Annotated in this window: 26 protein-coding genes; 9 read left to right on the top strand and 17 right to left on the bottom strand. The window is 50.8% G+C overall.

The features are described 5' to 3' along the window. Window positions 1-88: 88 nt before the first annotated feature. The 6 genes from DET50_RS08810 to DET50_RS08785 form a co-directional block, all read right to left on the bottom strand. Window positions 89-862, bottom strand: coding sequence for a substrate-binding periplasmic protein (locus tag DET50_RS08810; RefSeq protein WP_404932730.1), 774 nt, complete (start codon window positions 860-862; stop codon window positions 89-91). 150 nt (window positions 863-1,012) lie between these two features. Continuing rightward, window positions 1,013-1,867: a diacylglycerol/lipid kinase family protein gene (locus DET50_RS08805; protein ID WP_113862490.1), complete on the bottom strand. Its 855-nt coding sequence runs from the start codon at window positions 1,865-1,867 to the stop codon at window positions 1,013-1,015. A gap of 13 nt (window positions 1,868-1,880) precedes the next feature. Further along, window positions 1,881-2,771, bottom strand: a complete 891-nt coding sequence (locus DET50_RS08800; protein ID WP_113862489.1) for a DMT family transporter — start codon at window positions 2,769-2,771, stop codon at window positions 1,881-1,883. Window positions 2,772-2,874: 103 nt separating this feature from the next. Further along, window positions 2,875-5,061: a hypothetical protein gene (locus DET50_RS08795; RefSeq protein ID WP_113862488.1), complete on the bottom strand. Its 2,187-nt coding sequence runs from the start codon at window positions 5,059-5,061 to the stop codon at window positions 2,875-2,877. Next, window positions 5,058-5,816 (bottom strand): TVP38/TMEM64 family protein, encoded by a 759-nt coding sequence (locus tag DET50_RS08790; protein ID WP_258546090.1) that lies wholly within the window; start codon window positions 5,814-5,816, stop codon window positions 5,058-5,060. Before DET50_RS08790 ends, DET50_RS08795 begins: the two co-directional genes overlap by 4 nt. A 138-nt stretch (window positions 5,817-5,954) precedes the next feature. Next, the gene (locus DET50_RS08785; protein ID WP_092001511.1) at window positions 5,955-6,194 is read right to left on the bottom strand and encodes a TIGR02647 family protein; all 240 of its coding nucleotides are present in this window, start codon (window positions 6,192-6,194) and stop codon (window positions 5,955-5,957) included. An 80-nt stretch (window positions 6,195-6,274) separates the two neighbouring features. Here DET50_RS08785 and DET50_RS08780 point away from each other — a divergent pair, with 80 nt between their 5' ends. From DET50_RS08780 to DET50_RS08750, 7 genes are all read left to right on the top strand, one after another. Next, the gene (locus DET50_RS08780) at window positions 6,275-6,568 is read left to right on the top strand and encodes a dicarboxylate/amino acid:cation symporter (protein ID WP_258546089.1); all 294 of its coding nucleotides are present in this window, start codon (window positions 6,275-6,277) and stop codon (window positions 6,566-6,568) included. 38 nt (window positions 6,569-6,606) lie between these two features. Then, window positions 6,607-8,103: a site-specific integrase gene (locus DET50_RS08775; protein WP_113862487.1), complete on the top strand. Its 1,497-nt coding sequence runs from the start codon at window positions 6,607-6,609 to the stop codon at window positions 8,101-8,103. Continuing rightward, window positions 8,100-10,052, top strand: coding sequence for a hypothetical protein (locus tag DET50_RS08770; RefSeq protein WP_113862486.1), 1,953 nt, complete (start codon window positions 8,100-8,102; stop codon window positions 10,050-10,052). The genes DET50_RS08775 and DET50_RS08770 overlap by 4 nt, the downstream gene beginning before the upstream one ends. 2 nt (window positions 10,053-10,054) lie before the next feature. Continuing rightward, a complete protein-coding gene (locus DET50_RS08765; RefSeq protein WP_113862485.1) occupies window positions 10,055-12,112 on the top strand; it encodes a hypothetical protein in 2,058 nt (685 codons plus the stop codon). Next, window positions 12,109-12,384 carry a hypothetical protein gene (locus tag DET50_RS08760; RefSeq protein WP_113862484.1) on the top strand — a complete coding sequence of 92 codons (276 nt, stop codon included), beginning with the start codon at window positions 12,109-12,111 and terminating at the stop codon, window positions 12,382-12,384. Before DET50_RS08765 ends, DET50_RS08760 begins: the two co-directional genes overlap by 4 nt. Then, window positions 12,384-12,794, top strand: coding sequence for a hypothetical protein (locus DET50_RS08755; protein WP_181799958.1), 411 nt, complete (start codon window positions 12,384-12,386; stop codon window positions 12,792-12,794). The genes DET50_RS08760 and DET50_RS08755 overlap by 1 nt, the downstream gene beginning before the upstream one ends. Before the next feature lie 364 nt (window positions 12,795-13,158). Beyond that, window positions 13,159-13,452 (top strand): nucleotidyltransferase family protein, encoded by a 294-nt coding sequence (locus DET50_RS08750; RefSeq protein WP_113862483.1) that lies wholly within the window; start codon window positions 13,159-13,161, stop codon window positions 13,450-13,452. Between the two features lie 38 nt (window positions 13,453-13,490). Here the strand turns inward: DET50_RS08750 and DET50_RS08745 are convergent, their stop codons facing one another. Both DET50_RS08745 and DET50_RS08740 read right to left on the bottom strand, forming a co-directional pair. After that, complete coding sequence (locus DET50_RS08745; RefSeq protein WP_113862482.1) at window positions 13,491-13,778, bottom strand: AbrB/MazE/SpoVT family DNA-binding domain-containing protein; 288 nt, start codon at window positions 13,776-13,778, stop codon at window positions 13,491-13,493. Window positions 13,779-14,127: 349 nt separating this feature from the next. Then, window positions 14,128-14,712 (bottom strand): DNA-binding protein, encoded by a 585-nt coding sequence (locus DET50_RS08740; RefSeq protein WP_113862481.1) that lies wholly within the window; start codon window positions 14,710-14,712, stop codon window positions 14,128-14,130. A gap of 640 nt (window positions 14,713-15,352) precedes the next feature. Between DET50_RS08740 and DET50_RS08735 the strand changes: the two genes are divergently transcribed. Then, window positions 15,353-16,078 (top strand): 3'-5' exonuclease, encoded by a 726-nt coding sequence (locus tag DET50_RS08735; protein WP_113862480.1) that lies wholly within the window; start codon window positions 15,353-15,355, stop codon window positions 16,076-16,078. Window positions 16,079-16,213: 135 nt separating this feature from the next. Here DET50_RS08735 and DET50_RS08730 read toward each other — a convergent pair whose 3' ends face one another. The 5 genes from DET50_RS08730 to DET50_RS08710 form a co-directional block, all read right to left on the bottom strand. Continuing rightward, window positions 16,214-16,456 carry a hypothetical protein gene (locus DET50_RS08730; RefSeq protein WP_113862479.1) on the bottom strand — a complete coding sequence of 81 codons (243 nt, stop codon included), beginning with the start codon at window positions 16,454-16,456 and terminating at the stop codon, window positions 16,214-16,216. 13 nt (window positions 16,457-16,469) lie between these two features. Then, window positions 16,470-16,886 (bottom strand): hypothetical protein, encoded by a 417-nt coding sequence (locus DET50_RS08725; protein WP_113862478.1) that lies wholly within the window; start codon window positions 16,884-16,886, stop codon window positions 16,470-16,472. Then, a complete protein-coding gene (locus tag DET50_RS08720; RefSeq protein ID WP_113862477.1) occupies window positions 16,883-17,128 on the bottom strand; it encodes an AbrB/MazE/SpoVT family DNA-binding domain-containing protein in 246 nt (81 codons plus the stop codon). Before DET50_RS08720 ends, DET50_RS08725 begins: the two co-directional genes overlap by 4 nt. Before the next feature lie 102 nt (window positions 17,129-17,230). After that, on the bottom strand, window positions 17,231-17,443 hold the full coding sequence (locus tag DET50_RS08715) for an MbcA/ParS/Xre antitoxin family protein (protein ID WP_181799957.1): 213 nt from the start codon (window positions 17,441-17,443) through the stop codon (window positions 17,231-17,233). Between the two features lie 82 nt (window positions 17,444-17,525). After that, window positions 17,526-17,762: a hypothetical protein gene (locus DET50_RS08710; RefSeq protein WP_113862475.1), complete on the bottom strand. Its 237-nt coding sequence runs from the start codon at window positions 17,760-17,762 to the stop codon at window positions 17,526-17,528. Window positions 17,763-18,048: 286 nt separating this feature from the next. Here DET50_RS08710 and DET50_RS08705 point away from each other — a divergent pair, with 286 nt between their 5' ends. Further along, complete coding sequence (locus DET50_RS08705; RefSeq protein ID WP_113862474.1) at window positions 18,049-18,231, top strand: hypothetical protein; 183 nt, start codon at window positions 18,049-18,051, stop codon at window positions 18,229-18,231. 9 nt (window positions 18,232-18,240) lie between these two features. Here the strand turns inward: DET50_RS08705 and DET50_RS08700 are convergent, their stop codons facing one another. From DET50_RS08700 to DET50_RS08685, 4 genes are all read right to left on the bottom strand, one after another. Continuing rightward, window positions 18,241-18,447 carry a DUF2384 domain-containing protein gene (locus tag DET50_RS08700; protein ID WP_113862473.1) on the bottom strand — a complete coding sequence of 69 codons (207 nt, stop codon included), beginning with the start codon at window positions 18,445-18,447 and terminating at the stop codon, window positions 18,241-18,243. A gap of 1,331 nt (window positions 18,448-19,778) precedes the next feature. Next, window positions 19,779-20,549: a hypothetical protein gene (locus DET50_RS19340; protein ID WP_147252203.1), complete on the bottom strand. Its 771-nt coding sequence runs from the start codon at window positions 20,547-20,549 to the stop codon at window positions 19,779-19,781. 93 nt (window positions 20,550-20,642) lie between these two features. After that, a complete protein-coding gene (locus DET50_RS08690; protein ID WP_113862471.1) occupies window positions 20,643-21,317 on the bottom strand; it encodes a hypothetical protein in 675 nt (224 codons plus the stop codon). 392 nt (window positions 21,318-21,709) lie between these two features. Continuing rightward, window positions 21,710-23,752, bottom strand: a complete 2,043-nt coding sequence (locus DET50_RS08685; protein WP_113862470.1) for a protein NO VEIN domain-containing protein — start codon at window positions 23,750-23,752, stop codon at window positions 21,710-21,712.

Below are 23,752 nucleotides of genomic sequence, written 5' to 3'. Positions count from 1 at the left end.
CTATACCCCAAAACTTAGGTCATTTTTTGATCATTCAACCCCGGAACCAAAATCCATGGCCTGCCGACTCCAGATCATCTCACCCCGGTCATTGGTAACTTGCAACAATCGAATCAATCTCTCCCGCACTGCGAGCAGCATCAAGCGCGTTCTGGAGGTCTTGGACTACCTCCGGCGAGGTCTCCTTGCTCACCGCCAGGTACATGGGCGTTTCCCGGAAAACCAGTACCGGCTTCAGACCCTCGATGTCATGCTCTTCTTTCGCGACGAGCGGGCCAACCAGACCATCGGTAACCCACAAATCGGCCTGGCCAAGCACCAGGCGCCGGGCATTCACATCCCCGGACTGACCCATGACCACATTGAAGCCCTTGCTCACCAGATAATCTGACATCACGTCACCCTTGTAGCCGGCGATGCGCAGGTCTTTGGCGTCTTCCAGAGTGGACAGGGTGATATCGGAATCCGGTGCCGCAAACAGGGTCCACTTGATGGAAGCCAATGGACCAACCCACTGGAACTGGTCTTCCCGCTCATCGGTGCGGGCCGTGCAGAACAGACCATGGTTCTTGCGGCCCTGAACCCAGTCGTAGGCGTAGCTCCAGACCCTCATCTTCATGACATAGTCATAGTCCACCCGCGCCATCATGGCCTTGACCATGTCGGTGCAGATGCCGGTAATCTCATCCTCGTTATGGGCAAAGCCCTCACCGGATTTGGAGGCATTATAGGGAGGATAGTTCTCGGTAAAGATATACAGACGCTCGGCCGCCAGTGCCGATGATGCTGTGCCGGCCAACACCAGGGTCAACAGCGCAGACCTGGCAGCCCGCAACAGGAAGCCCATGGTGGATACAGTCATGACGCGCATTCTCTTATCCTTCTCGGCGATTCTCGTTGGATAGTGCGATAGGGGTGCGACTGGAGGTTTTCGCCAGTCAGTCTGGTAGTTTATGCCACTTAGGCCTTTATCATCGCCCTTTCGGCCCGAAAAGTCAGTGACAAAACGTATCTACGGAGCAATCACCTTAAGGGATTGGTGCTGGCAGGATACATCCAGCGGCGTCTTGCCGACGATGTCCCCGTCCGCCGTCACTGTTTTGGGCTTACGCGTTGAAACGGTGCAGTGTTTGCCCTTCAGATGCACCAGCGTACTGGTTCGGGTCGGGGCCTCACGGTTGAGCCGAACCATCACGAAGGTCAGCAACAGCTGGGCCAGTGGCCGGGGCCGGACTGCAATCACCTCAAGATAGCCGTCATCCGGGGCGGCCTCGGGAATCTCGTGACCACCGCCGAAACTGGTGCCGTTGGCCACGGCGATCGACAACCACCGCCCACGCACATAGCCTTTGCCGCAGCGGATCTCGGCCCGGAAGCCTCGTCGGGCATTCACGCGCCGAAGCAGTTCAACCACATAGGTGAAACGCCCCAAGAGTTTTTTCTTTGGCCCTCCGGACTCCCGGGCCGGAAGTGTTCCCAGCCCGACATGGGCGACATTCAGAAAAATCCGGTCACCCAAACGGGCAACGTCCACGTGCCGGCGGGGACCGCGAGCAATAAGCCGGCACAGCTCGTCGGGATCCTCCGGCAGCCCGATATTCCGGGCGAAGTCGTTGGCGGTTCCCGAAGGCAGGACCGCAAGTACGGCCCGTTTCTCAACGCAGACCCTGGCACCATAGTTCGCTGAACCGTCACCACCGGCCATCATCACCACGTCCCCCGGCTGAATCTCGGATGGCCAACGACCGTCACCGATGTCCCGGCACTCAGGGCACTCCAACCCCGCCCCTACAAGGTGGTCGAGCCAGAAGTTCCGGCCTCTCTGACCGTCACCTGCCTCTGAATTTGCCAGCAGCCAGTAGGTCATGAGACAGATCTCCTCAGGCTTTCCCCGGGGCCTTCACGGTCACCAGGGCCACCCCGGTAATCGCCACAAGCCCTCCGGCAATCGCCAGCGGCCCGAGACGTTCACCAAACAGAAGATAGGCCTCCAGCGCGGTTACCGGCGGCACCAGGTAAAACAGGCTGGCCACCTGGGATGCGGCGCCCCGCCGGATCAGCCACATCAGGATCAGTATTGCACTGACCGACAGGCCGAACACCAGCCAGCCGAGGGCCAGCTTGAACTCCAATGTCCACTGCACCTCGCGGGTTTCCAGGGTGAACGCCCCGATCGCAAACAAGGTGCCTGCTGCTGCGTACTGGATCATGGTTCCGGAAACCAGATCCACACTGGTTCCATACCGTTTCTGATAGACCGTGCCCAGGGAAATACCCAGTAACGCCAGCAGGGCCCAGATCAGGGTTTGGGGCGGAATGCCCACATCTGCTGAGGACGCCCCAAGCTTTTCTGTCAGCACCAGTGCCACACCAACCAGACCGAGGACAAGACCAATCCACTGGCGCACGCTGACCGATTCCTTCAGGAAGATCACCGCCGCCAATGCCGTTACCAGCGGCTGAAGCCCGACAAGCAGGGAAACCACCCCGGCCGACATGCCCTGGTCGATGGCGTAGAAAACGCCACCCAGGTAAAAGCCGTGCACCAGAATTCCCGTAACTGCCAGGTGCCCTGCCCCACGAAAGCCGGGCCAACGGGCTTTAAGTACCAGGGCCAGGATGCCGAGGGGGATCAGGGTCAGCAGCATCCGGATCAGCAGCATGGTGAACGGTTCAGCGTAAGGCAGTCCGAACTTGCCACCGATAAACCCTGTACTCCAAAGCCAGACAAATAGCGCTGGAACGCAAAAATTGTAGAAAATGGGGGGCATGGTCAGGTTCCGGTCTCCAGTATCTGCTTTGGCAATACTCTAGAAGTTAGCAGACAAACAAAACAGATACAGGCACTGGACAGACCAACCGGTACAGATGAGGTCACCCGGCGAGGCGAATCTCCACTTCCGGAGCCTCCCCATGCCAGTCGGCATCCCAGCTCACTTTGGGCTCGGCACCGGGCCGTGGCTCGATGGCCACGGTCACGGTGCCAAAGCGGGTTGGTGCGGGGCCGAAGCGGATTGGCTTTTCCTGGGACAGCCAACGCTCCGGGATGCCGGAAGCGATAATCAGACGATTACCCTCCTCCCGGATAAAACAGTTGCGGATCATCAGTACCCACTCGGCCGCCGCCCAGACATGATGACCATCCCCCATGCAGCCGCCCCCGGTGCCCGGATGAATGGCCTCCGGCCACTGACCGGTCGGGGACGCCATATCAGCCACGGCATCCATCAGCTCCACATGGCGCCGATCACCGGCGCGCAGCAGAACCTGGGCCACATGAAGTGTCAGGTAAGCGTTCAGCCCTGAATGAATCATGTCCTGATAGAACGCGCCATGGACAAAGCACCGGTCGATCAGGAAATCGGCACAATCCAGCAGGCGCTGGTCATCCGGTTTCATCAGCTGGGTCGGATAGCCTGCGGCCAGCGAGCCAATGGCGCCGGCATCCAGCCGGCGGTAAGGTGATGCCGGCATGCCGGGCCGCTTCAGACGCTGCTCACAACTGGCCAGGCTACGCTCCACTGCCTGATTGAATTCCCGGGCTCCGGCGGCAAAGCTCTCGCTGGCCTCCCGGTCCTGATCCCGCAGCAGATTCGCCGCAGAGTTCAGGCCGACAATGCCCCAGAAGTCATCCCAGTAGTAATAATCGTTCGGTCCCAGATGTTCGGCACTGAATCCAGCCGGCAGCAGTCCAGCGTGGGGCGAAGTCAGGTTTTCGCTGAGCCGTTTCTTCTGGATCCAGCGCGCGCCTTTCATGACTGGCCCCTCCCAGCGTTCCGGCAAGTCACGCCCTGTCAGCTGGCAAAAACGATCCAGAATCCAGAGCACTTCGCCGTTGGCATCCCACTCACCTTCCTGGGAGCGGAAATAGCCATCGCGCATCTGTCGATCCGGAAACTGGTTCAGGGCCCGCTCGGCCCTTTCGGTCAACCCCACGCTCAACAGCGCATGGATGATGAAGGCCGCGTCCCGGAACCAGAACCGCTTGTAGGTATAGGGTCCCGGATAGACATCCTTGGGGGAATGGAGAACCAGCGAGGCCACTGCGGCGTCATACAGGAACTGGTATTTCTCATCCGGGCACTCCAGGCGCGCGGTGTCCTCCCGGACCCGGTGCCAGGCGTCCGGTCCGGCCGGCGTAAGGCCGGCTACTTCGAGGGGAATGCTGACCGTCAGTTCCGAGGGCTCATCGGCGGCTACCGGGAACAGGGCTGCGGCGGTGACCATCCCCACGTCACACTTGCCTTCGGTCTCCTGCTGCCGATCCATGAGGTGAATGTGAACGTCCCCCTGTTTGTAATCAGACACATGGTGCGATTCGGGGGTACGGTCGAATTTAACGGACTGCGTGCCGTCCACCAGCCAGCCGCGGCCGTCCTCCTCCAGCTGAACCTGCTGGATAAAGCTGATGCCCTCCGGATTGGCCGGCCGCAGGGACAGCACCAATGAGGCCTTCACCTCCGATTCGGCCCGCAAGGTAAACTTGCACACCGGCCGCCCATTCTCGATGGCCACGCGGCTACGGCTGGTCAGCTTCAGGCCATCGTGGACCGTTTCAGTGACAACGGCCGGGCTATCGCCCAGTTCCTGCCACTGACGGGCCTGCTTTGCCCTGGAAGGCAGCAGGCAGCGACCATCCTCCGCCAGTAACCATCCGTCAAGAGACCAGCCATCGTACAACGGGGTCACCAATCCCCGGGGATCGACGATCGGCAACTCATCCACGTCGGGCTGCCCGATGGCAGTCCAGTTCCGGTTGGTGAGGTTGATATGGGTGATGGAAAAAGCTCTGGGAACAAAGGCCGTATCGGTCGGATCAAACTGGCGCTCCACCCAGTATGGCCAGACCCAGTCCAGGTTGTGCTGGATGACCCGGCTGTTGATCAGTCCCCGGGCGTGAAACACCACCCCGGCCCGGAGCAGCTCGATGGGCTCGCCCACCTCCGAGGGTTGGGCAAAGCCGTGCAACTTGCCCAGCAGCGTGATCGGATCAAGGAAACCATGCCTGCGCGCCACCCGTTTGATGATGTAACGCCAGGGCAACCAGTTCATCCAGCTCATTCAGTATCCTCCTGTTCCATGGGTTCGGTTTCCATCCGGTAACGGGCCAGAGCCCGCCTGGCCAGTCGGTTCAGGAACACCACCGCCAATACGGTACCGACAAAGCCGGCACCGTAAATGGTCCATTCCAGGGGCGTACGGGCACTTTCCCGAACCCCCAGGGTGGAGATGTCCGCCGCCAGCGAGCCCAGGTAAACGTTATGCAGTGAGAAAGGAATCACCCCGAGAAAGGTGCCCGCAACAAAACCGGGAAATGAAAAGCTGGTCAGGCCGAACAGGTAGTTGGATACCTTGCCCGGGAAAAACGGGATCAGCCGCGTCAGCAATACGATCTTCCAGCCATGGGGTGCCATCTCATCGGTCACCACCGACAGCTTTGCCCGGTTACGGATGTAGATGTGGGCGGTCTCGCCAAAAAAATACCGGGCAATCAGAAACGCAAGCCCGGCCCCGACGGTGGTGCCGATTACCACGTAGACCGTGCCCTCAACGACACCGAACACAAAGCCGGCCCCCGTGGTCAATAAAACACCCGGCAACAGCAGGACCATGGCGGCGATCATGATCGCGATGAAGAAAAGCGCCGCCCAGGCACCCTGCTCATCAAACCAACGCAACAGGTCGACGATCTGCTGGTGTACACCCAGGGCATACAGTATCCCGACAATAAGACCGACACCGGCAACACTGCCAGCCATCCACAGCAGCGGCGATCGGGTCCAGTTGGCTCGTTGTTTCGGTTCGGAGGCAGACACCAAACGCTCAACTCCTTGCCAGAACTGAAGTTTCGGGCGCAAATAACCACCCGGTCCAGTCCTTACCCTAACCCGGCGGCGCAACTGGTCCCAAAGCGGAATACCCTCGGATGGTACGTACCATCGTTTCAGGCTGACTCACTTGCTGGTCAGTATGGACTGCAGCTTGTGGGTCAGTTCTACCGCCTCGGTCCCCATTGGTGTCAGGTAGCCGCCGTCCTTCTGGCTGATCAGCCCCTTGGCGAACAGGCTCTCGGCGGCCCGGACCGTTTCCGGCGCGGCGGAATGGGCATGCACCTTGATACCCTCCTGCATGGAGGTGGAGGGAAACTGCAGTAACAGATTGAGCTCTGCAAGGTGGTTCGGCGAGAATGGCATGGCAATTCCTCTTTTTATGATCGATCTGTTTTCAGTCTAGGCTCAGGTCAGCACTTGGCAAGCACAGGGACGACGCCAGCATGACAAATAACAGCGAAGACTTCCCGAATTATTACCTGCGCCCACTTCGACACCTGAACGTGTACCTTTCCGGGCTAGTGAAGGGACGACTATGGCTCAAGGTATTGATCGGGATGGGGGCCGGCCTGGTGGTCGGAACCCTTCTCGGCCCCTCGGTCGGCCTGATCGAGCCGGAAAAAGGGAGGTTGATCGGTAACTGGCTGGCGTTTCCCGGCCACCTCTTCCTCGCCACCATCCAGATGATTGTCATCCCGCTACACCCTAAACGCATGCCTATTGACATCTCAACCTAAACGCACCACATTATGTACAAAACGTTTAGGGAAACAAAATGGGTAGAGGTCAAAAATCAAAGGAAGGTCTAACGGCCAAAAGTCGACTATCTAAGATTGACTTCTTTAATCCGAAGATTGTTACTTGGGATTTATCCAGCAAAACGCCCACCGCCACCTTCAGGCCGATCAAGTATATTGATTTTAGAGAAGGAATCATTCCTCAACAGGAACGACTGATCAGAAATTTTCCTATGATCTTCAAAGACTCTGGAGAGCCCTGGGATCTAGGCAACCTCTACTTGCAAAGATATTTCTACGAAGCTGCAAAAACTTCTGAGCCGTCCATCAAAACGTTGCATTCGAAAGCTAAACATTTAAGTGCTTACTTGCGGTGGATAGAGTCAATGCAGAAAGTCGGCCACAACATTCATGATCTTCATTTCCCGGAAGACCCTGATGACCGTGTTACATACGTTTATAAGCGCTACCTACAAAATTTACTAAGAAAAACACCCCAGGTAATCGGTCTGAGCACTGTAAAAGAGAGGATGTCTCAGGTAATCCAGCTTTACAGGAAGGCTTTGGAGTGGGGGCTCGTTGAGGAGAGTCTAATAGAAAATGATCCATTCAAGGAATTCTCAGTAAGCGTCCGATATATAAACTCTAAAGGCATTCAAGCGATCATGAGTGCTGTAACCACTGATATATCGTTCCGAGTCTCAAACTCACAAGATGATGATCCGAACGTTATACAAGATGGCGACAATCTCATTCCATTAAACCTTAATGACCAAGCGATTTTACTCGAATCTATTTCAAACTATGGAAATAGGGTTTTTGAGTTAATGGCACATACTGCACTGCGAACAGGTGCAAGATTACAATCAATAGCCACCCTAAGAATTTCTGATTTGCGCGATCTTTCAAGGAAGAAGCCAAATAAATATGGAGAAGTAATACTTTCTATTGGCGCAGGATGTCTTACTGACCTAAAAGGCGAAATGAAATATGGCAAGCGTTCATCCCTATTTTTCCCAGTGGACCTGGTAATAGAATTACTTGGTTATGCAGACTCAGACTCTGCGAAAGAAAAACGAAAACATAGTTTTTATGGGGAATGCGACGAAAACTACCTTTTCCTTAACACCGAAGGAAGGCCTTTTTACACAAGCCATAAAGAACTTAAAGATAGATCTGACCCTTCTTATAGTAAGAGGTTAAGTTTACAGGACCGAGTTGACTTTCCAATTGCTGAGGGACAGGCAATAAATACTCTCATGAATAGATTGAAAGAGTTCATTGGTGCTCAGCACCCAGACTTCAGGGATTTTAAGTTTCACGATTTGAGGGCGACTTATGGAATGAACTTTATGAGAAACTGGATAAATGCAGGCAAAAATCCAAATGTTGGGGTTGGCCAGTTGAAAGTAAGGCTAGGACATAGCTCTATACAAACGACCTATCAATATTTAAACTATGCTTCTGAAGTGGAAGAAATAAACAAGCTTGAAGACGATCATTACGCGATTCTAAATGGGACTTTCCCTACATGACCAAAGAAGTGCAGTCTATTTATGAGACCATTGACGATCCAATTTATATTGATGCGTATGATGAGTCGGTTCCAATTAAGGATGTATATCCTGAACGCACCACAATTGCTTATAAAAACCACAACTTTCATATTTATGCCGCGTGCTACCATGAAAGGGCCAAATATATAACTTCGGCTGGTTCAGTAGTTAAATCAAGCTTATCTCCGGCTAGATGTAAGATTGTTGAAGAGTATATCCGTCGCTGCCGCAAGGTATCAAAAGGCTATATCGTTCATATACTCTCGATTTTCGACTGGCTAGAAGAACATGAAAGAATGAATTTTATCTATTCTCATAAAGATGCCTTTGAAACATACTATCGTTTTACAGAGTATTTATATCGAGAGGCTCGCGGTTCTGCAATTAAAGGCAAGTCGCGAACAAGGGGGAGTCTCAAGAAGATTCAATATGGCATGCAGTTTTTTCTATCGATATCAAGTGGGTTGAAGATGGAGACGCTAAAAAATAGTGCGCTCAAGATAGACCAAAAAGGCGCGTATAGCGATCCCCAAACACGGCGGGCCTCCGAAAACGATGTGAAGATTTTTTGGAAACTCAACCTGCGTCATTTTGAAGCAATCGCATCATTCCTCTTAAACAATCAAGAACGTCCCCTGATAGTTCCAAGGCAGGATATTGGATTCCAAGACTATAAGCAGTGGACCTTTCGGCTAGACTCTCTAAGCCTTGAAGATTCTAGATCGAGTGGGCGAGATAGTGGCCAAGATCAGTTTTTCGACGAAAACGATAACTTTATTTTCGATGCTGAAGCGGTAAAAAAAAGAGTGAAAGAACTCGGACACAGAAGATATTTGGGCGTTAATCATCGAAAATATTGTGCTCAGCTTATCAGTGAAGATGAATTTTTCACTTTGCATCTTTTCCGAAAGGCGGGAATACATTTTTCCCACCTTCTACTGATGGCTTCAGGTTGTAATATTGAACAGCTTGAGGGTGTTGATTTTTCATTACCATTGAGCAAATCGTCTGACGCAAAACGTCAAGCAGTAACAAAGGCTAGAGCTGGATACTCTAAAAAGCCTATGCGTTTTTCTGCCAAGTTTTTACCGCTTTGGCGAAAATATTTGAAGATAAGAAAGCTTACTGTTGATAAGTATGACCAAGATTTCGGTAATCTCGGCATCCCTCTAGTCAGTGAAAAGTCATATCAGACCAATCGGTCATTCCAGTTATCCCAAGCTAATGCAAATCTTCTGAGAATTAGTAACACAAATCAAGTTGGCTTCCCGCCAAATGCAGAAACACCGTTAAGTAAATCTGGAAGAGATTTCAAAACCATTAACTTTCTTGATCTTACAAATGGTGATATCAGTAAGGTTTCAAAAATAATGGGACGCTCTCCTGAAGTCACCCGAAAGAACTACAATTATAAGTCGTTCGAAGACTCAGCCAGAGAGCTTACGTCCTTTTTTGACGCTCTTACAAAGGCTGTCTCAATTAAAGCTAAAACCTACTCAGCCTCAGTACCGATACATACCTCTGGGGCACGAATACACACAGGAAGTTGTGAAGCCAATGAAGAGGCTCCTGCTCAAATACAAGGCGTGACTGAGTTTGCCCCACAGCCACGCTGTAGTGCGCCGTTAACCTGTTTTTTCTGCGTTCACTTTGGTCACCATGCAGATATTCAAGATATTAAGCTAATTCTTTCTGCGAAGGCCTGGCTTAGGAAGCAAACTAAGGAAGTATCGCGAAATATCGATGAGCATGTTGAAAAGTTTCTTCCGATAATGGAGCGAATTGACGACATCATTGACGATTTTAGAAACACAAGCGAAGAGCATGGTTTGGTTTACGATAAAGCACTTTCGGAGGTAGAAGCCGGTAACTACTCAAAATACTGGAGAAATAAGATTGATGCCTTCATGAACGCGCTAGAGGCTTAACTATGTTGCTACGTAAAAGTGTAGATCTCAAAGAGATCCAACGAACGGGAATAGACCCCTCTACAGTAATTACGGTAGATGCTGACGGCTTGCCGTGGCATCGATTTGAGGATGACACATGGGATTTCTCCTACGAACAGGGCTTGAAACCTCTAAATTTCGCCTCTTGGTTTGATAAGCAACCGGATGCTTTGTATTACGAAATTAAACTTCAACTGAAGAAGATTTTTTTCACCCTCATCGCTACACCAGAAGCTCGGATGAGAGAGAACGTAAAAACATTTCCGAATTATTTTTCCGTGCTTCGAAAGTTGGCTAGGTTGGCACACAGGACTGGATGCTCTCTGGCAAACGCAAGTGAGAACTCATTCTTTCAGGCGGCCCTGAGGCAATCCGTAGCAAATACTTTGGATGATATTGACAATATCAGGGGGTCATCTGCTCGCGTAGTTTTTTATCGGATAAATTACGTTTTAAACAGGCCCGACACCAGAGATATTCTTGGTCTTTCGCTATTTAGTCCTGATGACTATGACTACTTAATGACGTTACTGTCAAAAGCTTATACAAGAGGTGACGGCAAAAGAACTCCACTTGTTCCAAGCAGACTTTATGCACGACTTATCAATACAATTACTAGTGAGTTAGACTACGTTGGGTCTTACCTACCGCAAATAAATGAGTTTTTTGCTCGATACTTTACCGAAATGGACTATTTCGCATTCAAAGGAGATGCGTTCGAAAGTAAAAAGAGACGCATTCGGAATAAAAGAATAGCTTCCGGCATAGATTGTCGTGAAAAATTCCCGTCAAAAGGGCAAGTCAAACTCCAATCAGCTGAGATCGCAAAAGAGGAATCAGGACTTTCCGATTTATTCGATACGCGCTGTTCTAATATCTCTTTTTTTTCCCTACGTAGTTACCTGGCCGAGGTCCAAAAGATCTGTGGTCTAGCTTGCCTGGTTTTCTCTGGTATGAGAACTCATGAGTTAGATGTTCTCCCTTACGATTGCATTGAACGCGTCCACATCAAGGGGTTTGGTGACGTAACGGTTTTGAAAACTCACACCTCAAAGCTCAATGGTGGTGAGTACTCCAAAGCAATGTATTGGGTAACCAATGATGTTGCTGAGAAAGCAGTACGAATAGCGCAAGTTCTAGCGGATTGTTTTCACATGTATATGACTGGGTCTTCTGCATTGCCTGATCGATCGAAAATGCCGCTATGGTTTTCGTCACATCCAACTACGCAAAAGCGGTTTGTGCACTATGACTACCCGACGACCGTAATGGCAGGCGTTGTTTCTTCAGCCAAGCTAATATCGAACTTTGAGATAGAACAAGAAGACGTTGATGAGCTTGAAACCTTCGATGCGCTGAGAGACTGGGAATATGAAGTTGGTCAAGCCTGGCCATTCGCAAATCACCAGTATCGAAGAGCGCTCGTTGTGTACGCATCAAGATCGGGAATGGTCTCCCTTCCGTCACTTGGTAGCCAGCTCAAGCATTTGAGCCTAATGATGACGGCTCTGTACTCCGAGAACTCATCGTTCGCCGAAAACCTTATATTAAATGAGGATGGGAGCATTCCCGACGAACATGCATTGGTTAAAGACTTTAGAGAGCAACAAGTATTTAACATGGCATTGGCTTTTCACGAGAACGTAATTGCGGCTAGTACAAGGTTGAGCGGAGGCGCTGGAAAACATATTCAAAAGGATAAGGATGAGTCCAACCTACCCAAGGTTATGAAAAGTCGTAAAGAAACAGAGAAAGGAATCAGAGAAGGAAGAATTGCATACAGAGATACCGTGGTAGGAGGCTGCACGAGAAAAGAAGTTTGCGACTCCTACGGCATAGACGAAGTTGTCCCATGCGTGTTCGGCTGCCCAGATTCCATTATTGGTGGTGACGGAGGCAAAAAGCTAAAAGCATATGCAGAGGATCTTGAATGGGGTCTGGAAGACCTCGACAGGAACTCACCTGCTTACAGAACCACAGAATCGGAGCTGAAGAAAATCAAAGTGAAACTTCTGGAAGAGGAAGGTATCGAGCTATGACTGGGGTCAAAGACGAAAAATACGTAGGAACCAATCTGGGTAGCTGCATGAGTGCAGATGTTTGCTCGACAGGTGGCAAAAACGAGGTCGTAGAAAGCACCAGCCACATCGTTCCTGATATTTGTGCCGACAGTGCAGAGAAACTCAAAGCTCACTCAGAAGGCCTGGAAAACAGCCTTAAAAACATGGATGAGAATTCTCCAGAATTCCATGAGGTTTTGCGCGAGCTTGAAAAGATAAAGACAATACTCAGCGACGGAGGATGGGCGTAATGGGTGCAGTTGATGACTACTATGCGGCCCTCGAAAGACTCAAGAAAAACAAGCCTGTAAACGTCCCGAAGGGCACCGCGATAAACAAAGATACTGTTGCGATGGAGGCTGGCAAAAAGCGCGGATCCATACGTAAGAGACCAGGGTTTGAGCAGCTAATCGATGATATTGAAAAAGCTAGTGAAGCCATCGCTAAACGCACACCTAAAGAGATAGCTGGTAAACAGGTTGCCAAGAAAGACGCAGAGATCGGCGCGCTTAGAAGAGAGAACGAAATCCTCAAAACTCGCTATATGTCGCTGCTATATCAGAATTATGAGATGGCGAACCTGATTCAAAAGCACAACATCCAAGTTCCAAAGTTTGGTAGCGCTAGGTCGATTTCAATTCTCGAAGAAAAAATGCAATGAGTCTCGACGCACTCACTTACTTGTCATGACCTGCCTCAGCTATTTAATCGAGCTACTCCCTAGTAATGTCCGTTATTCGTGATCAGTAAGTTTCGCTGCTAAAATCTACTAAATGGGGGATGCTGGATCAGTGTCATCATAACAGAAAACCGGTGACCACTGCGCAGTGATTCGTAACCGCCCGGTAATTACATCTTGAGCCTGGCGCTACCGTCGTCAGGTTAGTGTCCACTTATTTTCTAGTGGACACTTAGCATGAACCAGCTATTGCCCCATAACTGGAAGCAGGCTATTACTAGCAAAGTGTGAACGTTTTACGGCTACCAAGTATTGCATTAGACGCGAGCATTCAAGGCGAAATGATATGGGCAGGACTTCCAAGGTTTTTAGCCGGTACAGAAATGAAATTCGAGAAATTACCCGTCGTTACCCAGTGACAAATGTACGCGTGTTTGGCTCAGTTGCTCGCGGAGATGACGGCGATACCAGTGATCTAGATTTACTGGTGGACCCACTACCCGGTGCCACGTTGTTGGATTTGGGCGGCCTTCAGGATGAGCTTCAGTCACTGCTAAAAGTAAAGATTGATCTGGTTACGCTAGGCGATTTGCCTATAAGAGTCAGGGCGACCGTAATAAGTGAGGCAAGACCCGTATGAAAGATCTATAAGTCAAAATGCACCCGGCTCACACCAGATCAAAAATGAAACTTGGGAGGAGGGTTGTCCGGGTTCTGACCAATTTCTTGCTTCTCTCCATGGTCTTTCATGAAATCTCCTGAAACACCTTCTCCGTCAAACCAAGCATCCCAATCTTCTGGATCAGTAACGGGGTCCGTGGGTCGCTCGAATTTCTTCACTGACCCTTTCAGTCTCTCCAAGGGTTCGGACTCGTGGGGAAGCGGCCCTGCCAACTCGTCTGCGTGGGCTCCGAAGGCATCTGGGTCTTTAAGTAGCTCCTGCTCGGTTGGTCGTTTCTTTTGCATGGGGACCTCTCGCTTCAAGATTATCTTTTAGTGTACCAAACTGGTAAATCCATGGGTCCAACAACAACGACAGGCTCAAGACGAGATCTCGCAGCTACTACCAGGAAAACTATACCAGACCCATGCCCTATCTTTTCCTATCAACCACTTAATTTTAGTACCCATACTAAAGATTTGTACTAAAACCTCGTCATGGGGACAGAGCAAAGCATTCAATCCGTACCTCCTGTCACTTGGTGCTGAAATAATCCAAGCGTAAATCGTTCTCCAATTTAGCCCAGTTTGCTTCACAACTCAGAAGGGTAAAGTAGTAATGTTCCGATGATAGCCACCGACATATCGAAAAGGGTCAACCATTATGACCTCTGCTTTCAAGCGCAACAATTCGCTTCATCAACTCTTCATACGTTGAGTTCTCCCTGAGGTGTTTCACCTCAGCTTCCAAAGTAATCGCTTGTCGCTCGAACTCATACCGAGCTTCCTGCGATTGCTTCAGCTCTTCAGACGTTGCTGCAAGTCGCTGAGACGCATCCGTAAGCCGTTGCTCGAGGTCTTCAATAATGGCGTTCGCATCGAGAATCTCGGCCTCTATTTCGGACTTTAATTGCTTGAGCTCACGAGATGTCTCCGACACCTGCCGTTGCGCTGCCTTTAGAGCACCGTCATAGAGCTGAATCGCTATAGGACGAACCTGTTCTACAATGTTCTTCTCAAGCTCAATTACCAGGTCCTCAAGCTCGGCCGGAAGGCGCAAATCATCGTTTGTTTCACTTTTGTCCTTGCTGACATATTCATCCCAAACGAACTTCAGGCGCTTCGGATCTCCCGCGCCGAGAACACGGCGAAGCCCGTAGCCAGTGATATTCTTTCCTGTGGACTGCAGTTTTTTTCCAGCTTCAATGATTTCTTGATTCGCTATTTCGGCCGGTCGCATAGGTCAGCTCCAATGATAAACGTAGTCCGGGATTATATGCAGAAAGAAAGAAAGAAAGGAAAAAGAAAGAAAGTAAAAAATCGTGGGTGTGAGCAGATCAACCAGAGAGTTAGGTCCAGCCCACTGGGGCTTTAAATTTGTAAAGGTAGGTACATGCGGGCTATCTAGTGTGGGAAGGTAGGTACACGCGGAGCATTAACTTTCGCATAAACCTACCTATCCCACCTGGTAACGCACCTCGTAATAGTGAATGAGGTTGCCGCTCGTCCCCAGTTATCGCATGAAACTCCCTACCTCATATACTGCTCTTCTGGTATTGGGCGCACACATTAGGCACTTTGTAATAATCCGTCTGTACCTACCTTCAAGCTGAATTGGTGTAGATTCCCCGGATGACTCTAGCCGTATTTCTTTGTTTTTTCGGGATTTGCGCTCACTTTCAGGCCTTCGAGGTAGGTACACACGGACTACCTTAGGCGTGGAGATAGGTACACGCGGAACATTCCCCATCGCATCAAACTTCCTATGCCATTCGATAGCTGCCCTCGGTATAGTGAAGGCGGCCTGACGCCGCTCGCTTCGGCAACAGATTCACAATTTTGTTGCCTTTCACTGCCCTAGCTATCGCATGTAACTTCCTATGACCGCATCCAACGACAACCCCCTTTTGATCGTGGACCTGGAAGCCACCTGCTGGGAAAACTCCCGGTTGCCAAATGGCGAACGCCAGAGCATCGGGAACATGGAAATCATCGAATTCGGGTGTGCGCTGGCGACCCGTGCCGGCGAGCTAATGGATAGCCGGTCGTTCCTGGTGCGGCCAGTCCGGAACCCGGATCTCAGCGCGTTTTGCCGTTCTCTGACCGGGATTACTCAGGCCATGGTGAATGCTGCCCAAGTCTACCCCGAGGTGGTTCGCGCCTTGGATGAGTGGTTAGGTCGGCCTGCCGAGTCCCTGGTCTGGTGCAGTTGGGGCAACTACGATCGACACCATATCCAGGCCGAAAGCGAAACCCACGGCATCGCCCCGCGCTTCCTGGCCTGTCCGCACCTGAATCTGAAACGAATCTGGCGGCGATCCACCGGCCAGAAGAAAAAAACGGGGCTGGCCAGTGCGTTGGCGTTCCATGACCTGGCCTTTGAGGGGCGGCCGCATCGCGGTGTGGATGACGCCCGGAACATTGCACGATTGCTGCCCTTTATGGATTGGGCGCTCGAACACGAGCTTCTTACTCCGCCCGGTTTCGAGAGCATCGACTATAACGCACGTCTTGCCGCGCTGGACGAATTAACAGCCTTGGATCAGGAGTTGGGGCGGTATGATGAGGACACAGTAGGATCCAACCCTTTAACCCGGAACGAGTAACAAAAATGACGGCAGAAGGGCTCAATTCAGGCTCTGCCGGTTTGGGAGAGTGAATGGGCTAATCCAACTGGCTACTCCAACCCGGCCCTGCTTCAGAACATCACCCGAGAGGGTGTTGTTCTTTGGAGTGCTTAATTACTGCGCTGGAAACTTCTCATCCAAATGCCGACCCAGTAGAGCAACCATTTCTCTGCCATTGATCGCCCCAGCTCGTTTAAGCGCGACAATCAGATCTTCGGTCTCATCGGTCACCACCCCATCACCAGCCAGCCGTGCAGCGATGACAGCCAACGCATCTTCGGGCGTAGCCTGATACCGTATACCGAGTTGATCGGCCAAGTCTGTGATATAGGACCTGATGCTGGGTTGTGTGTTCATGCTGAATTTCCACCTACGGATCTTCAATGTTAAGCCAGCTCCGCATGGCCTTCCCTTGTTTCAGTCGCCCAGCCCGTTCCCACTCCCGGATCCAGCCCTGAATCACCTCAAAGTCCACTACATCATCCAGGTCCGACGGCTGCACATTCGGCACGGGTCGGTTGTTCTGTTCGATGTGGTGGTACAGCAGATCGAACACCGCCCGCTCATAGCTGGCACACCGGAACAGGGTGGTCTGAATCCCGGCCAGGACCAGGTACTCCGACACATCGACGAGCTCCCGGTCCCCGAACAGGTTTGAGGTATCCGGGTAATTCCGGCCGGCGACACTCCAGTTGGTATCCGGTGCACGAAGACTGTGCCAGAACGGTTTGATTCTGCCCTCGTGCGGAATGCACAGAGCGGCAAGGCCCGTGATATAGGCGCTCATTCCTTACGGCCTTTCGGTGGCTGATCCCGGTCGTCCATGAAATCGCCGGTCACGTGCTCCTCCGACTCAAACCATTCCTCCCAGACCGGATCCAGGGGGCGCTCGTAGCGTTTGACGGAACCTTTCAGTCGTTCCAATGGTGTCAGTTCCTGCGGAAGCGGTTGCGCCAGCTCGTCGGCGTGGGCCGTGTGGGCATCGAGGCCGTCCAGCAGGTCTTTTTCGGTTGGGCGCTTTAGTGGCATGGTGGCGTACTCCGTATTTCCTGCCCGTAGGTGTCAGACAGACTGAGAGCCCTTTCAATAAAATCAGCTTTTCAATTGGAGTTCAGGCACCCCTAGCCAATTTCACGAAAGCACTCCGTGTCGGATGCGGCCAATCAGCGCTTCTACTTCCCGAGCACCTTGCTCAGTCTGCGCGTGCTCTACGGGGCTCTCGCCGTTAAACTGGCGGGCGGGACTTTTAAGCCAGCGCCTTGCCCCTTCGTCATCTCCGTGGAACATATCTTTGGCCAGGCTGGCGAGCTTGGCGTCTGGTTCGATTGAGTATTTTGTTGCCATTGTGGAGCTCCCTGCATTTCCTGCCAGTGTATACCACCCCATATCTGACGAGGTGGGTGTACTCTGATAATACGTTGCCCTTTCACGCATATCCGCCGTCCGTCAGGTGCGCCAGGTAGGCGCGAACCTCGGCGCTCCTCCGACTCAAACCACTCGCCCCAAACCGGATCCAGGGGCGCTCGTAGCGTTTGACGGAGCCTTTCAGCCGCTCCAGCGGCGTCAGTTCCTGCGGAAGCGGTTGCGCCAGCTCGTCGGCGTGGGCTGTATGGGCATCCAGGCCTTCGAGCAGGTCTTTTTCAGTTAGGCGTTTTTTATTCATGGCATTTCCTTCCGGGCGGTCCCTAGTCGCGAACCAAAGGACGAACCAGATTGACCCAGGGGCAGTGAACCGGTGGCCTGTTACCACCCCAAAACCGCGCTTTTTGCCGGCTTTACCCTATTATGTCACAGTAACGATGGTTCATCCGGCACCCTGAAACTGTCCCTTTGGTTCATCGGGACCCTTAAATCTGTCCCAATGGTTCATTCGGTACCCTGAAAGTGTCCTTTTGACGCGGTATCCTGTCCGGTGACGGAAAACGCCCTTTCATTCGGGAGTGATTTTTATGGCCCAATGCAAGAAAGCACCCGCCTCTCCAGACGACGCTGAAGGTTTCTTCGCTCGCCGGGCCGCGCACAAGGACGCGGTTCGCATGAGGGAGTATCGCGATCCGGATTACGCCAGAGGCATGGACGCGCTCTTCAATGGCGCGATCAAACCACCCCGGCGCGGTCGTCGGCGGTTCTGACCGTCTCGGTCACGCATACCCGCCGTCCGACAGATGCGCCAGGTAGGCGCGTACCTCGTCGCTCCGGCCCTGGTTGACCAGTTCTTCCGGGGTGCGATCGCCCAGAGACGGAATCCTTTCCGACCGGTACCAGGCCAACGCGGCGGCGTCGGAGTCGGCCCAGCGCTGCACACGCTTGAGAATGTCCGTCCGGATCTGTTCTTTGGTGAGGTCCATGCCCGCTCCTGGTATTGGTTGTCCTACCGGTTGCCGTGGCTGGGCGCAACGGCAACAACATTGTGAAGGCGTTGCCGAACGGCTCCACAGAACTCCCTGCCCTGGAACCGTCCGGCATCGGTTCCATAAAACTACCTGCCTGGAACCGTTCAGCGGTTTTAACCCGCTCCAGAGAAAGAATCCGTTGGCAGCGGTACCAAACCAGCGTCCGCTCGGCGGCAACACAATTGTGAAGACGTTGCCGAACGGTTTCACCCAACTACCCAACCCAGAACCGTTCGTTCAATCTAGTGTTTTCCGGAGCGATGCTTATGAGCCAACGCAGAATAGCGCTTACTGCTACAGCCAGACGATGCTGAAGGCTTCTTCGCTCGCCGGGCCACTCACAAAAACACGGTTCGCATGAGGGAGTACTGCGATCCGGATTACACCAGAGGCATGGATAGGCTCTATCGAGGGTGCGATCAAGCCGCCCCGGTTACGCCTACCCGCCGTCAATGAGATCACTTATTTGTCCCTCCTCAATTTCGCCACAGAAATGGTAAAAGGGATGGGCGGGATTACAAAAGTGGTGCCGGAACGCCTCCCTGTTCAGGCATAGGATCGCAAATAACCCCTTGTACCTTCTGTTCTCCAGTGCCGACCGCGCCGCGTAGGTTTCAGGCCTTTGGGAAGAGCATTGTTCAAAACCATGCACAACAACAAGCTCAGAGTCACACAAGAGCAGTTGCTCAGGGCTTTCCTTGTCCAAGTTAAATACGCGTACTGAGCGATACCATTGCCGTGCCTTCTCGCTCAGGTGATTTAGGGTAGCTTCCCCTACCTCCTCGTTTTTGATGATCGCAACACACCCGGAATAGAGCCCGTTTTGCATGAGGTCATGTATTCGGTCGAGGTTTACTGGGTTCATCACTATGACTCAGTTAGCTTCCTGGCGTCGGCTCCATAAAACTACCTGCCTCGAAGCGTTCAGCGGTTTGATCCTCCAGAGACGGGATCCGTTCGCAGCGGCACCAGGCCAGCGTCGGTTTTGCGGCAACACAATTGTGAAGGCGTTGCCGAACGGCTCCACAGAACTCCTTACCCCAGAACCTCTCGGTATCGGCTCCATAAAACTACCTATCTGGAACTTGTCGGCAGCTTGATCCGTCAGAGCCCGAATCCGTTCGCAGCGATACCGGGCCAGCGCCGCCACTTTAGAGCCGGCCCAGCGCCCGATCTGTTTAAGCAGATCGGCTCGGGCCGATGGTTCGGTACGGTCGCAAAGCGGACATTCGGGTCTATCAAAGGTGATGCATAAAATGGCGCTGGCACAACAGTCACTTGCATTGTCAGCTGACTCTTGATCTACCGTTAAAATGTTTGCCGAAGCCACGAACTAGAACTTCGTTTATTTCTGGCACAGACAGTACATCTATATCCGGAACGAAAAGCACCATACCCTTTTTGGATAACATGCCTCGATTAGACCTCTGCTTAATGCGAAATCCTCCGATCCTCACCTCAGCTATTAAGCCAGCAAAAACCAAAATATAGCTAGCGTAGTGCTTTCCAAGACGTGGAAAGGGAGCTGCTATAAAATTTGCCAGATTACTTCGAAAAAATCCGCCTGGAGTTTTGTCTATCAATCTCTGACAGCGAACACCTACAAGCCTAGAACTGGGTGCTTTTCTATATAGTATAGAGCGGCGAAAGTCCTCAGATATCGAGTCCGTAAGATGCACTTTTTCGTAAATACTCTGACTTGAATTGGCGGCTCTCCACACTATTGATATAAAAAATAGTATTAGCCTTTCGCCATTAACCCGTCCGTAACTGACTCCTGAGCCTAGCCTGGTCACAGCATGAGATTTTCCAGAAAGAATATTAAGTGTATAGTTCTCGTACTCTTTATTTAGTAGCGACTCACAACTCCTGCAAAGCTGAAGTTCCTTTCCGCTGTCATTTGTATAATCAATTTCTGTGAATTCATCGCCTACGATTCTGATTGCGTTGCCACTGCTTTCTCTAAAAATTCTGCGAAAGTAGGCGTTCGGGATGGCGTGAGAATTCTGAAGCTCCCTCTCCTTTAAGCAGAGCTTGCATATGCCGACTTGGGTCATATTTCTTGATTCCTGCTTTTAAGCTAACGCGGAGCGCACCGGTGGCCTTTACAGCGCGAAGCGGTGTAAAGGGAATCCGAGTGACGCGTATTGTTACATCTTGGACTCGTAGTTTTGATAAAGCTCGTAGAGCTTTGTGTATTCTTCTATAGCTTGGACAACCGACTCTTTGATTTTACGGGTGTCGCCACGATGCAAGCCCCGCTTCTCCGCCTCAGCGATTGATTCATCATCTAGCGCCTCCATTAATAGCTCGGAGGGTAACGGCAAACGGTCTACTCGACGGTATTTAGTTCCAATCCGGCCACTCAAATTCCCAATAGTGCTGATTTGGCCTTTGGCTAAGGTCTCGGAAACGTCCAGAAGAGCATCCGTCAGTTCGCCTTGGCATCCAAATTTTTTGATCTGTTTGTACAAGGCCCAAAAGTCAGGAATTCTTTCGTCCACAGGTCCAATACCAGCGAAGCCGCCTGGGTGCCTTTTCGCTAAGCTCAAAAGAAAGCGAAATGTTTCAGTTCGGGCAGACTTCAATTCCGATATTGACCTTTCTGCATCACGTTTAACTTCTTTAAGCTTGACGATGTTTCCTGCGACTGAGAATTCCTGAACCTCAGAGGCAAAGGAAATAATCAAGCCAATAACCGCGAAAGCCACAATCAGGCTAACAAACTCAGATCCCGACAATGCTCCGTCGTCAAGAAGGCAATAGCCCAATGCAACGCTGGAAAAAAACAGTATTGCACCGAATACGGGAAGAATGATCCGCAAGCAGGAACTCCTTAAATGTAACAGCTAATTCAACGACAAATGACATCTGTCCTCCAAGCGCTTATCCGCGCCAAACAGTGTCACCTATCTTTTATTATCGTTCTATTTCAGAATATTAGAGTACGAGCTTCCATCAGCTAATGGCGCATAAACGCAAAATGTCCAATTCGGACGGACCATCTGATTGCTTATCGCGCACCTTATGAAACTCACTATTTCATAACTTTTATAGGCTTGTAAGCTCAGGTAATGAAAATAGACGAAGTTTTGCGATATTTGTCGTTGATCTACACAGACCAGGCAAACTCACCCGAAGCGATCTTAGAACCCGTTCATTAAGTCGTAATTTCGATCAGGATGAACTTGGGCGCTATGTAACCCTAATCAAGATTTCAGACCGATTTGAACTCAAAAAGCTCAGGATCATAAGGATAATCTTCGCATAGCCAGACCCATTGTCTGCACTGCCTGGTTAGCTTTATCTTCTTAAGTGGCTCGCTAATTAAAGAAAGCTCAACTTTATTACCAGATTCTCTCAACAAAGCAATTGTATACTCTTTTCCTTTTTCCCGCGCCACAACCTCCTCATTGGTTGTAAGCGTGAACGCCTCATTTTCCCTACCTATCTTTTTCACCTCCAGATAAATCACATCACCATCACCATTTACGCAGTAATAGTCATATCCAACATTTTGTTTAGAAACATCCTCAACTTTATATCCTTTGAGGCGAAAAATTTCTGCGACCGTCTCTTCCGCAGACCTCCACTTTTCCACAAATAGGGAACTGATGTTAGCCTTGGCTGGCCTCTCGGACTCAATGGCGCTCGGTTTAGTTGGAACTGACGATCTTAGCGGAGGACTTCCGCTAGTCGTCGCCTGAGCCATGTCACCTATATTTTCACCAAGAAAACGCTCAAAAAACACCTTTGTTTGTACCGGAGACCCTACTTTCTCCAGTACGAGCCTTATATAATCATCATCTATTTGGAGCGATTCTGATACAATTTCATTGATCGACACTCGCCGACTATTACTTACCCAAAATCGAGAAGACTTTATAGCACTTTCACTAATGTCTTTTGAGAACGTTGCCGACTTTATTATCCGTCCGCATATCTCGGAAAGGCCCAGGTTAGACAGATTTACGCTGCCTATGAGGCTCAACACTTCTTCTAAAGAAAGCTCTTTGACGTTAAGGTGCGATAGCAAAGCGTTTCCATTGGTTGAGCCAACAAAAAAGCTGGGGAACGAGCTAAAATCACTGATTTCCAGTAATTTATGGAAGTCATCCAAGTTCAACCAACTTGGCTTGCGCCGAATGGTCTCGCAGATCGCATTCGAATCGGTCTTAAGTTGCTTGTACAATTCACTTCGGAAATCTTTTTTAGTAAAGGCCGAGGTTCTAGGATCAATTGTGGGCTCTATGGCTCGAAGAAAGTCTGCGCTAGCTTTCCGGGCGTCACTGGGTATCATCGAGTCAGAGACAGTGTTCAAATAGTTCGTGATAAAGTTTGAAAGATCTCGGATAACCTCGTAAGTAAACTCATCGAGAACAACTCTAGTTCTTGAGGGATCAGTACTAACATTCCCTTGAACCCGAGCTTTAATGCCGGAGTCATCTGCTGTCGGCAAAAATGAGTGTACTACGCTCTGATCACTACTTGCAGCCCCCTGACTGCCTAACATTGGGGCCGCGACTACAATACTGCGGTGACTCATAATGCTGTAGCTGATTGTTTTTTCATTCTCTATTAGAGATACCAGCCTATTTCCCTTGGTACCGGTACGATCAACTTTAATTTCTCTAACGCTCGTTCCTTTGAGTATAACCTCCGAAATGGACGACAAAAATATTAAAAAAGAGGAATCGAAGTTGGAAAGTTCGGTATGTACTGCGTCATTGTTCACATCATCAAATATAAAAAAGGTAGTAAACCCCTCTGCCCTTAGACCCGATACTTGCCTTTCCGTTTCTCCCTTAATTGCCCTGTCAATCGGATGAGGAATTCTAATAATTGGTACATTGTCTGCATCAGGAACTGCCTGCCTAGACAGTTCTCGTGAAAAAGTTACTTCATATTCTCCACTGATTAGGTGCGCAGTTTGAGATAACGAAACCACCGATTTAAATCCGATACCTCTGTAACCAATATTCTCCCCTCTACGCTTGTTGGACGAAGCGCTCCTACAGAGGCTATAAAAATCCCCCTCAGAAAATTCCTTTCCGTCATTAGCAACCAAGAGAATGCCGTCGCTCATTGACACGAAAAATCTTTTCGATTCCGCATCGTCCGCGTTCTGCAACAGCTCAACGAAAGACCGAGCGTTGTATGTCTCAGATATATACAGCTCCAATCCCGCAAGATCAGACAACAATTGCGGTGATTTCAAAGCTTCGTCCAAAAGGGAGGTCCGAATTTCGGAAAAACTCAT

Origin of the sequence: Marinobacter pelagius, from assembly GCF_003315345.1 — a bacterium.
GTDB classification, from domain to species: Bacteria; Pseudomonadota; Gammaproteobacteria; order Pseudomonadales; family Oleiphilaceae; genus Marinobacter; species Marinobacter pelagius_A.
The sequence above is the reverse complement of the archived record's forward strand: the minus strand, read 5'-3'. Positions and strand labels throughout refer to the sequence as shown.

Coding starts and splice junctions, on each gene's coding strand:
- DET50_RS08795 (WP_113862488.1), bottom strand. CDS start 5,061: ATGAGCTGGATGAACTGGTTGCCCTGGCGTTACATCATCAAACGGGTG.
- DET50_RS08780 (WP_258546089.1), top strand. CDS start 6,275: ATGACAAATAACAGCGAAGACTTCCCGAATTATTACCTGCGCCCACTT.
- DET50_RS08710 (WP_113862475.1), bottom strand. CDS start 17,762: ATGAATAAAAAACGCCTAACTGAAAAAGACCTGCTCGAAGGCCTGGAT.
- DET50_RS08705 (WP_113862474.1), top strand. CDS start 18,049: ATGGCCCAATGCAAGAAAGCACCCGCCTCTCCAGACGACGCTGAAGGT.
- DET50_RS08800 (WP_113862489.1), bottom strand. CDS start 2,771: ATGCCCCCCATTTTCTACAATTTTTGCGTTCCAGCGCTATTTGTCTGG.
- DET50_RS08715 (WP_181799957.1), bottom strand. CDS start 17,443: ATGGCAACAAAATACTCAATCGAACCAGACGCCAAGCTCGCCAGCCTG.
- DET50_RS08805 (WP_113862490.1), bottom strand. CDS start 1,867: ATGACCTACTGGCTGCTGGCAAATTCAGAGGCAGGTGACGGTCAGAGA.
- DET50_RS19340 (WP_147252203.1), bottom strand. CDS start 20,549: ATGACCCAAGTCGGCATATGCAAGCTCTGCTTAAAGGAGAGGGAGCTT.
- DET50_RS08760 (WP_113862484.1), top strand. CDS start 12,109: ATGACTGGGGTCAAAGACGAAAAATACGTAGGAACCAATCTGGGTAGC.
- DET50_RS08745 (WP_113862482.1), bottom strand. CDS start 13,778: ATGCAAAAGAAACGACCAACCGAGCAGGAGCTACTTAAAGACCCAGAT.
- DET50_RS08785 (WP_092001511.1), bottom strand. CDS start 6,194: ATGCCATTCTCGCCGAACCACCTTGCAGAGCTCAATCTGTTACTGCAG.
- DET50_RS08725 (WP_113862478.1), bottom strand. CDS start 16,886: ATGAGCGCCTATATCACGGGCCTTGCCGCTCTGTGCATTCCGCACGAG.
- DET50_RS08730 (WP_113862479.1), bottom strand. CDS start 16,456: ATGAACACACAACCCAGCATCAGGTCCTATATCACAGACTTGGCCGAT.
- DET50_RS08750 (WP_113862483.1), top strand. CDS start 13,159: ATGGGCAGGACTTCCAAGGTTTTTAGCCGGTACAGAAATGAAATTCGA.
- DET50_RS08755 (WP_181799958.1), top strand. CDS start 12,384: ATGGGTGCAGTTGATGACTACTATGCGGCCCTCGAAAGACTCAAGAAA.
- DET50_RS08810 (WP_404932730.1), bottom strand. CDS start 862: ATGACTGTATCCACCATGGGCTTCCTGTTGCGGGCTGCCAGGTCTGCG.
- DET50_RS08720 (WP_113862477.1), bottom strand. CDS start 17,128: ATGCCACTAAAGCGCCCAACCGAAAAAGACCTGCTGGACGGCCTCGAT.
- DET50_RS08775 (WP_113862487.1), top strand. CDS start 6,607: ATGGGTAGAGGTCAAAAATCAAAGGAAGGTCTAACGGCCAAAAGTCGA.
- DET50_RS08685 (WP_113862470.1), bottom strand. CDS start 23,752: ATGAGTTTTTCCGAAATTCGGACCTCCCTTTTGGACGAAGCTTTGAAA.
- DET50_RS08770 (WP_113862486.1), top strand. CDS start 8,100: ATGACCAAAGAAGTGCAGTCTATTTATGAGACCATTGACGATCCAATT.
- DET50_RS08735 (WP_113862480.1), top strand. CDS start 15,353: ATGACCGCATCCAACGACAACCCCCTTTTGATCGTGGACCTGGAAGCC.
- DET50_RS08700 (WP_113862473.1), bottom strand. CDS start 18,447: ATGGACCTCACCAAAGAACAGATCCGGACGGACATTCTCAAGCGTGTG.
- DET50_RS08740 (WP_113862481.1), bottom strand. CDS start 14,712: ATGCGACCGGCCGAAATAGCGAATCAAGAAATCATTGAAGCTGGAAAA.
- DET50_RS08765 (WP_113862485.1), top strand. CDS start 10,055: ATGTTGCTACGTAAAAGTGTAGATCTCAAAGAGATCCAACGAACGGGA.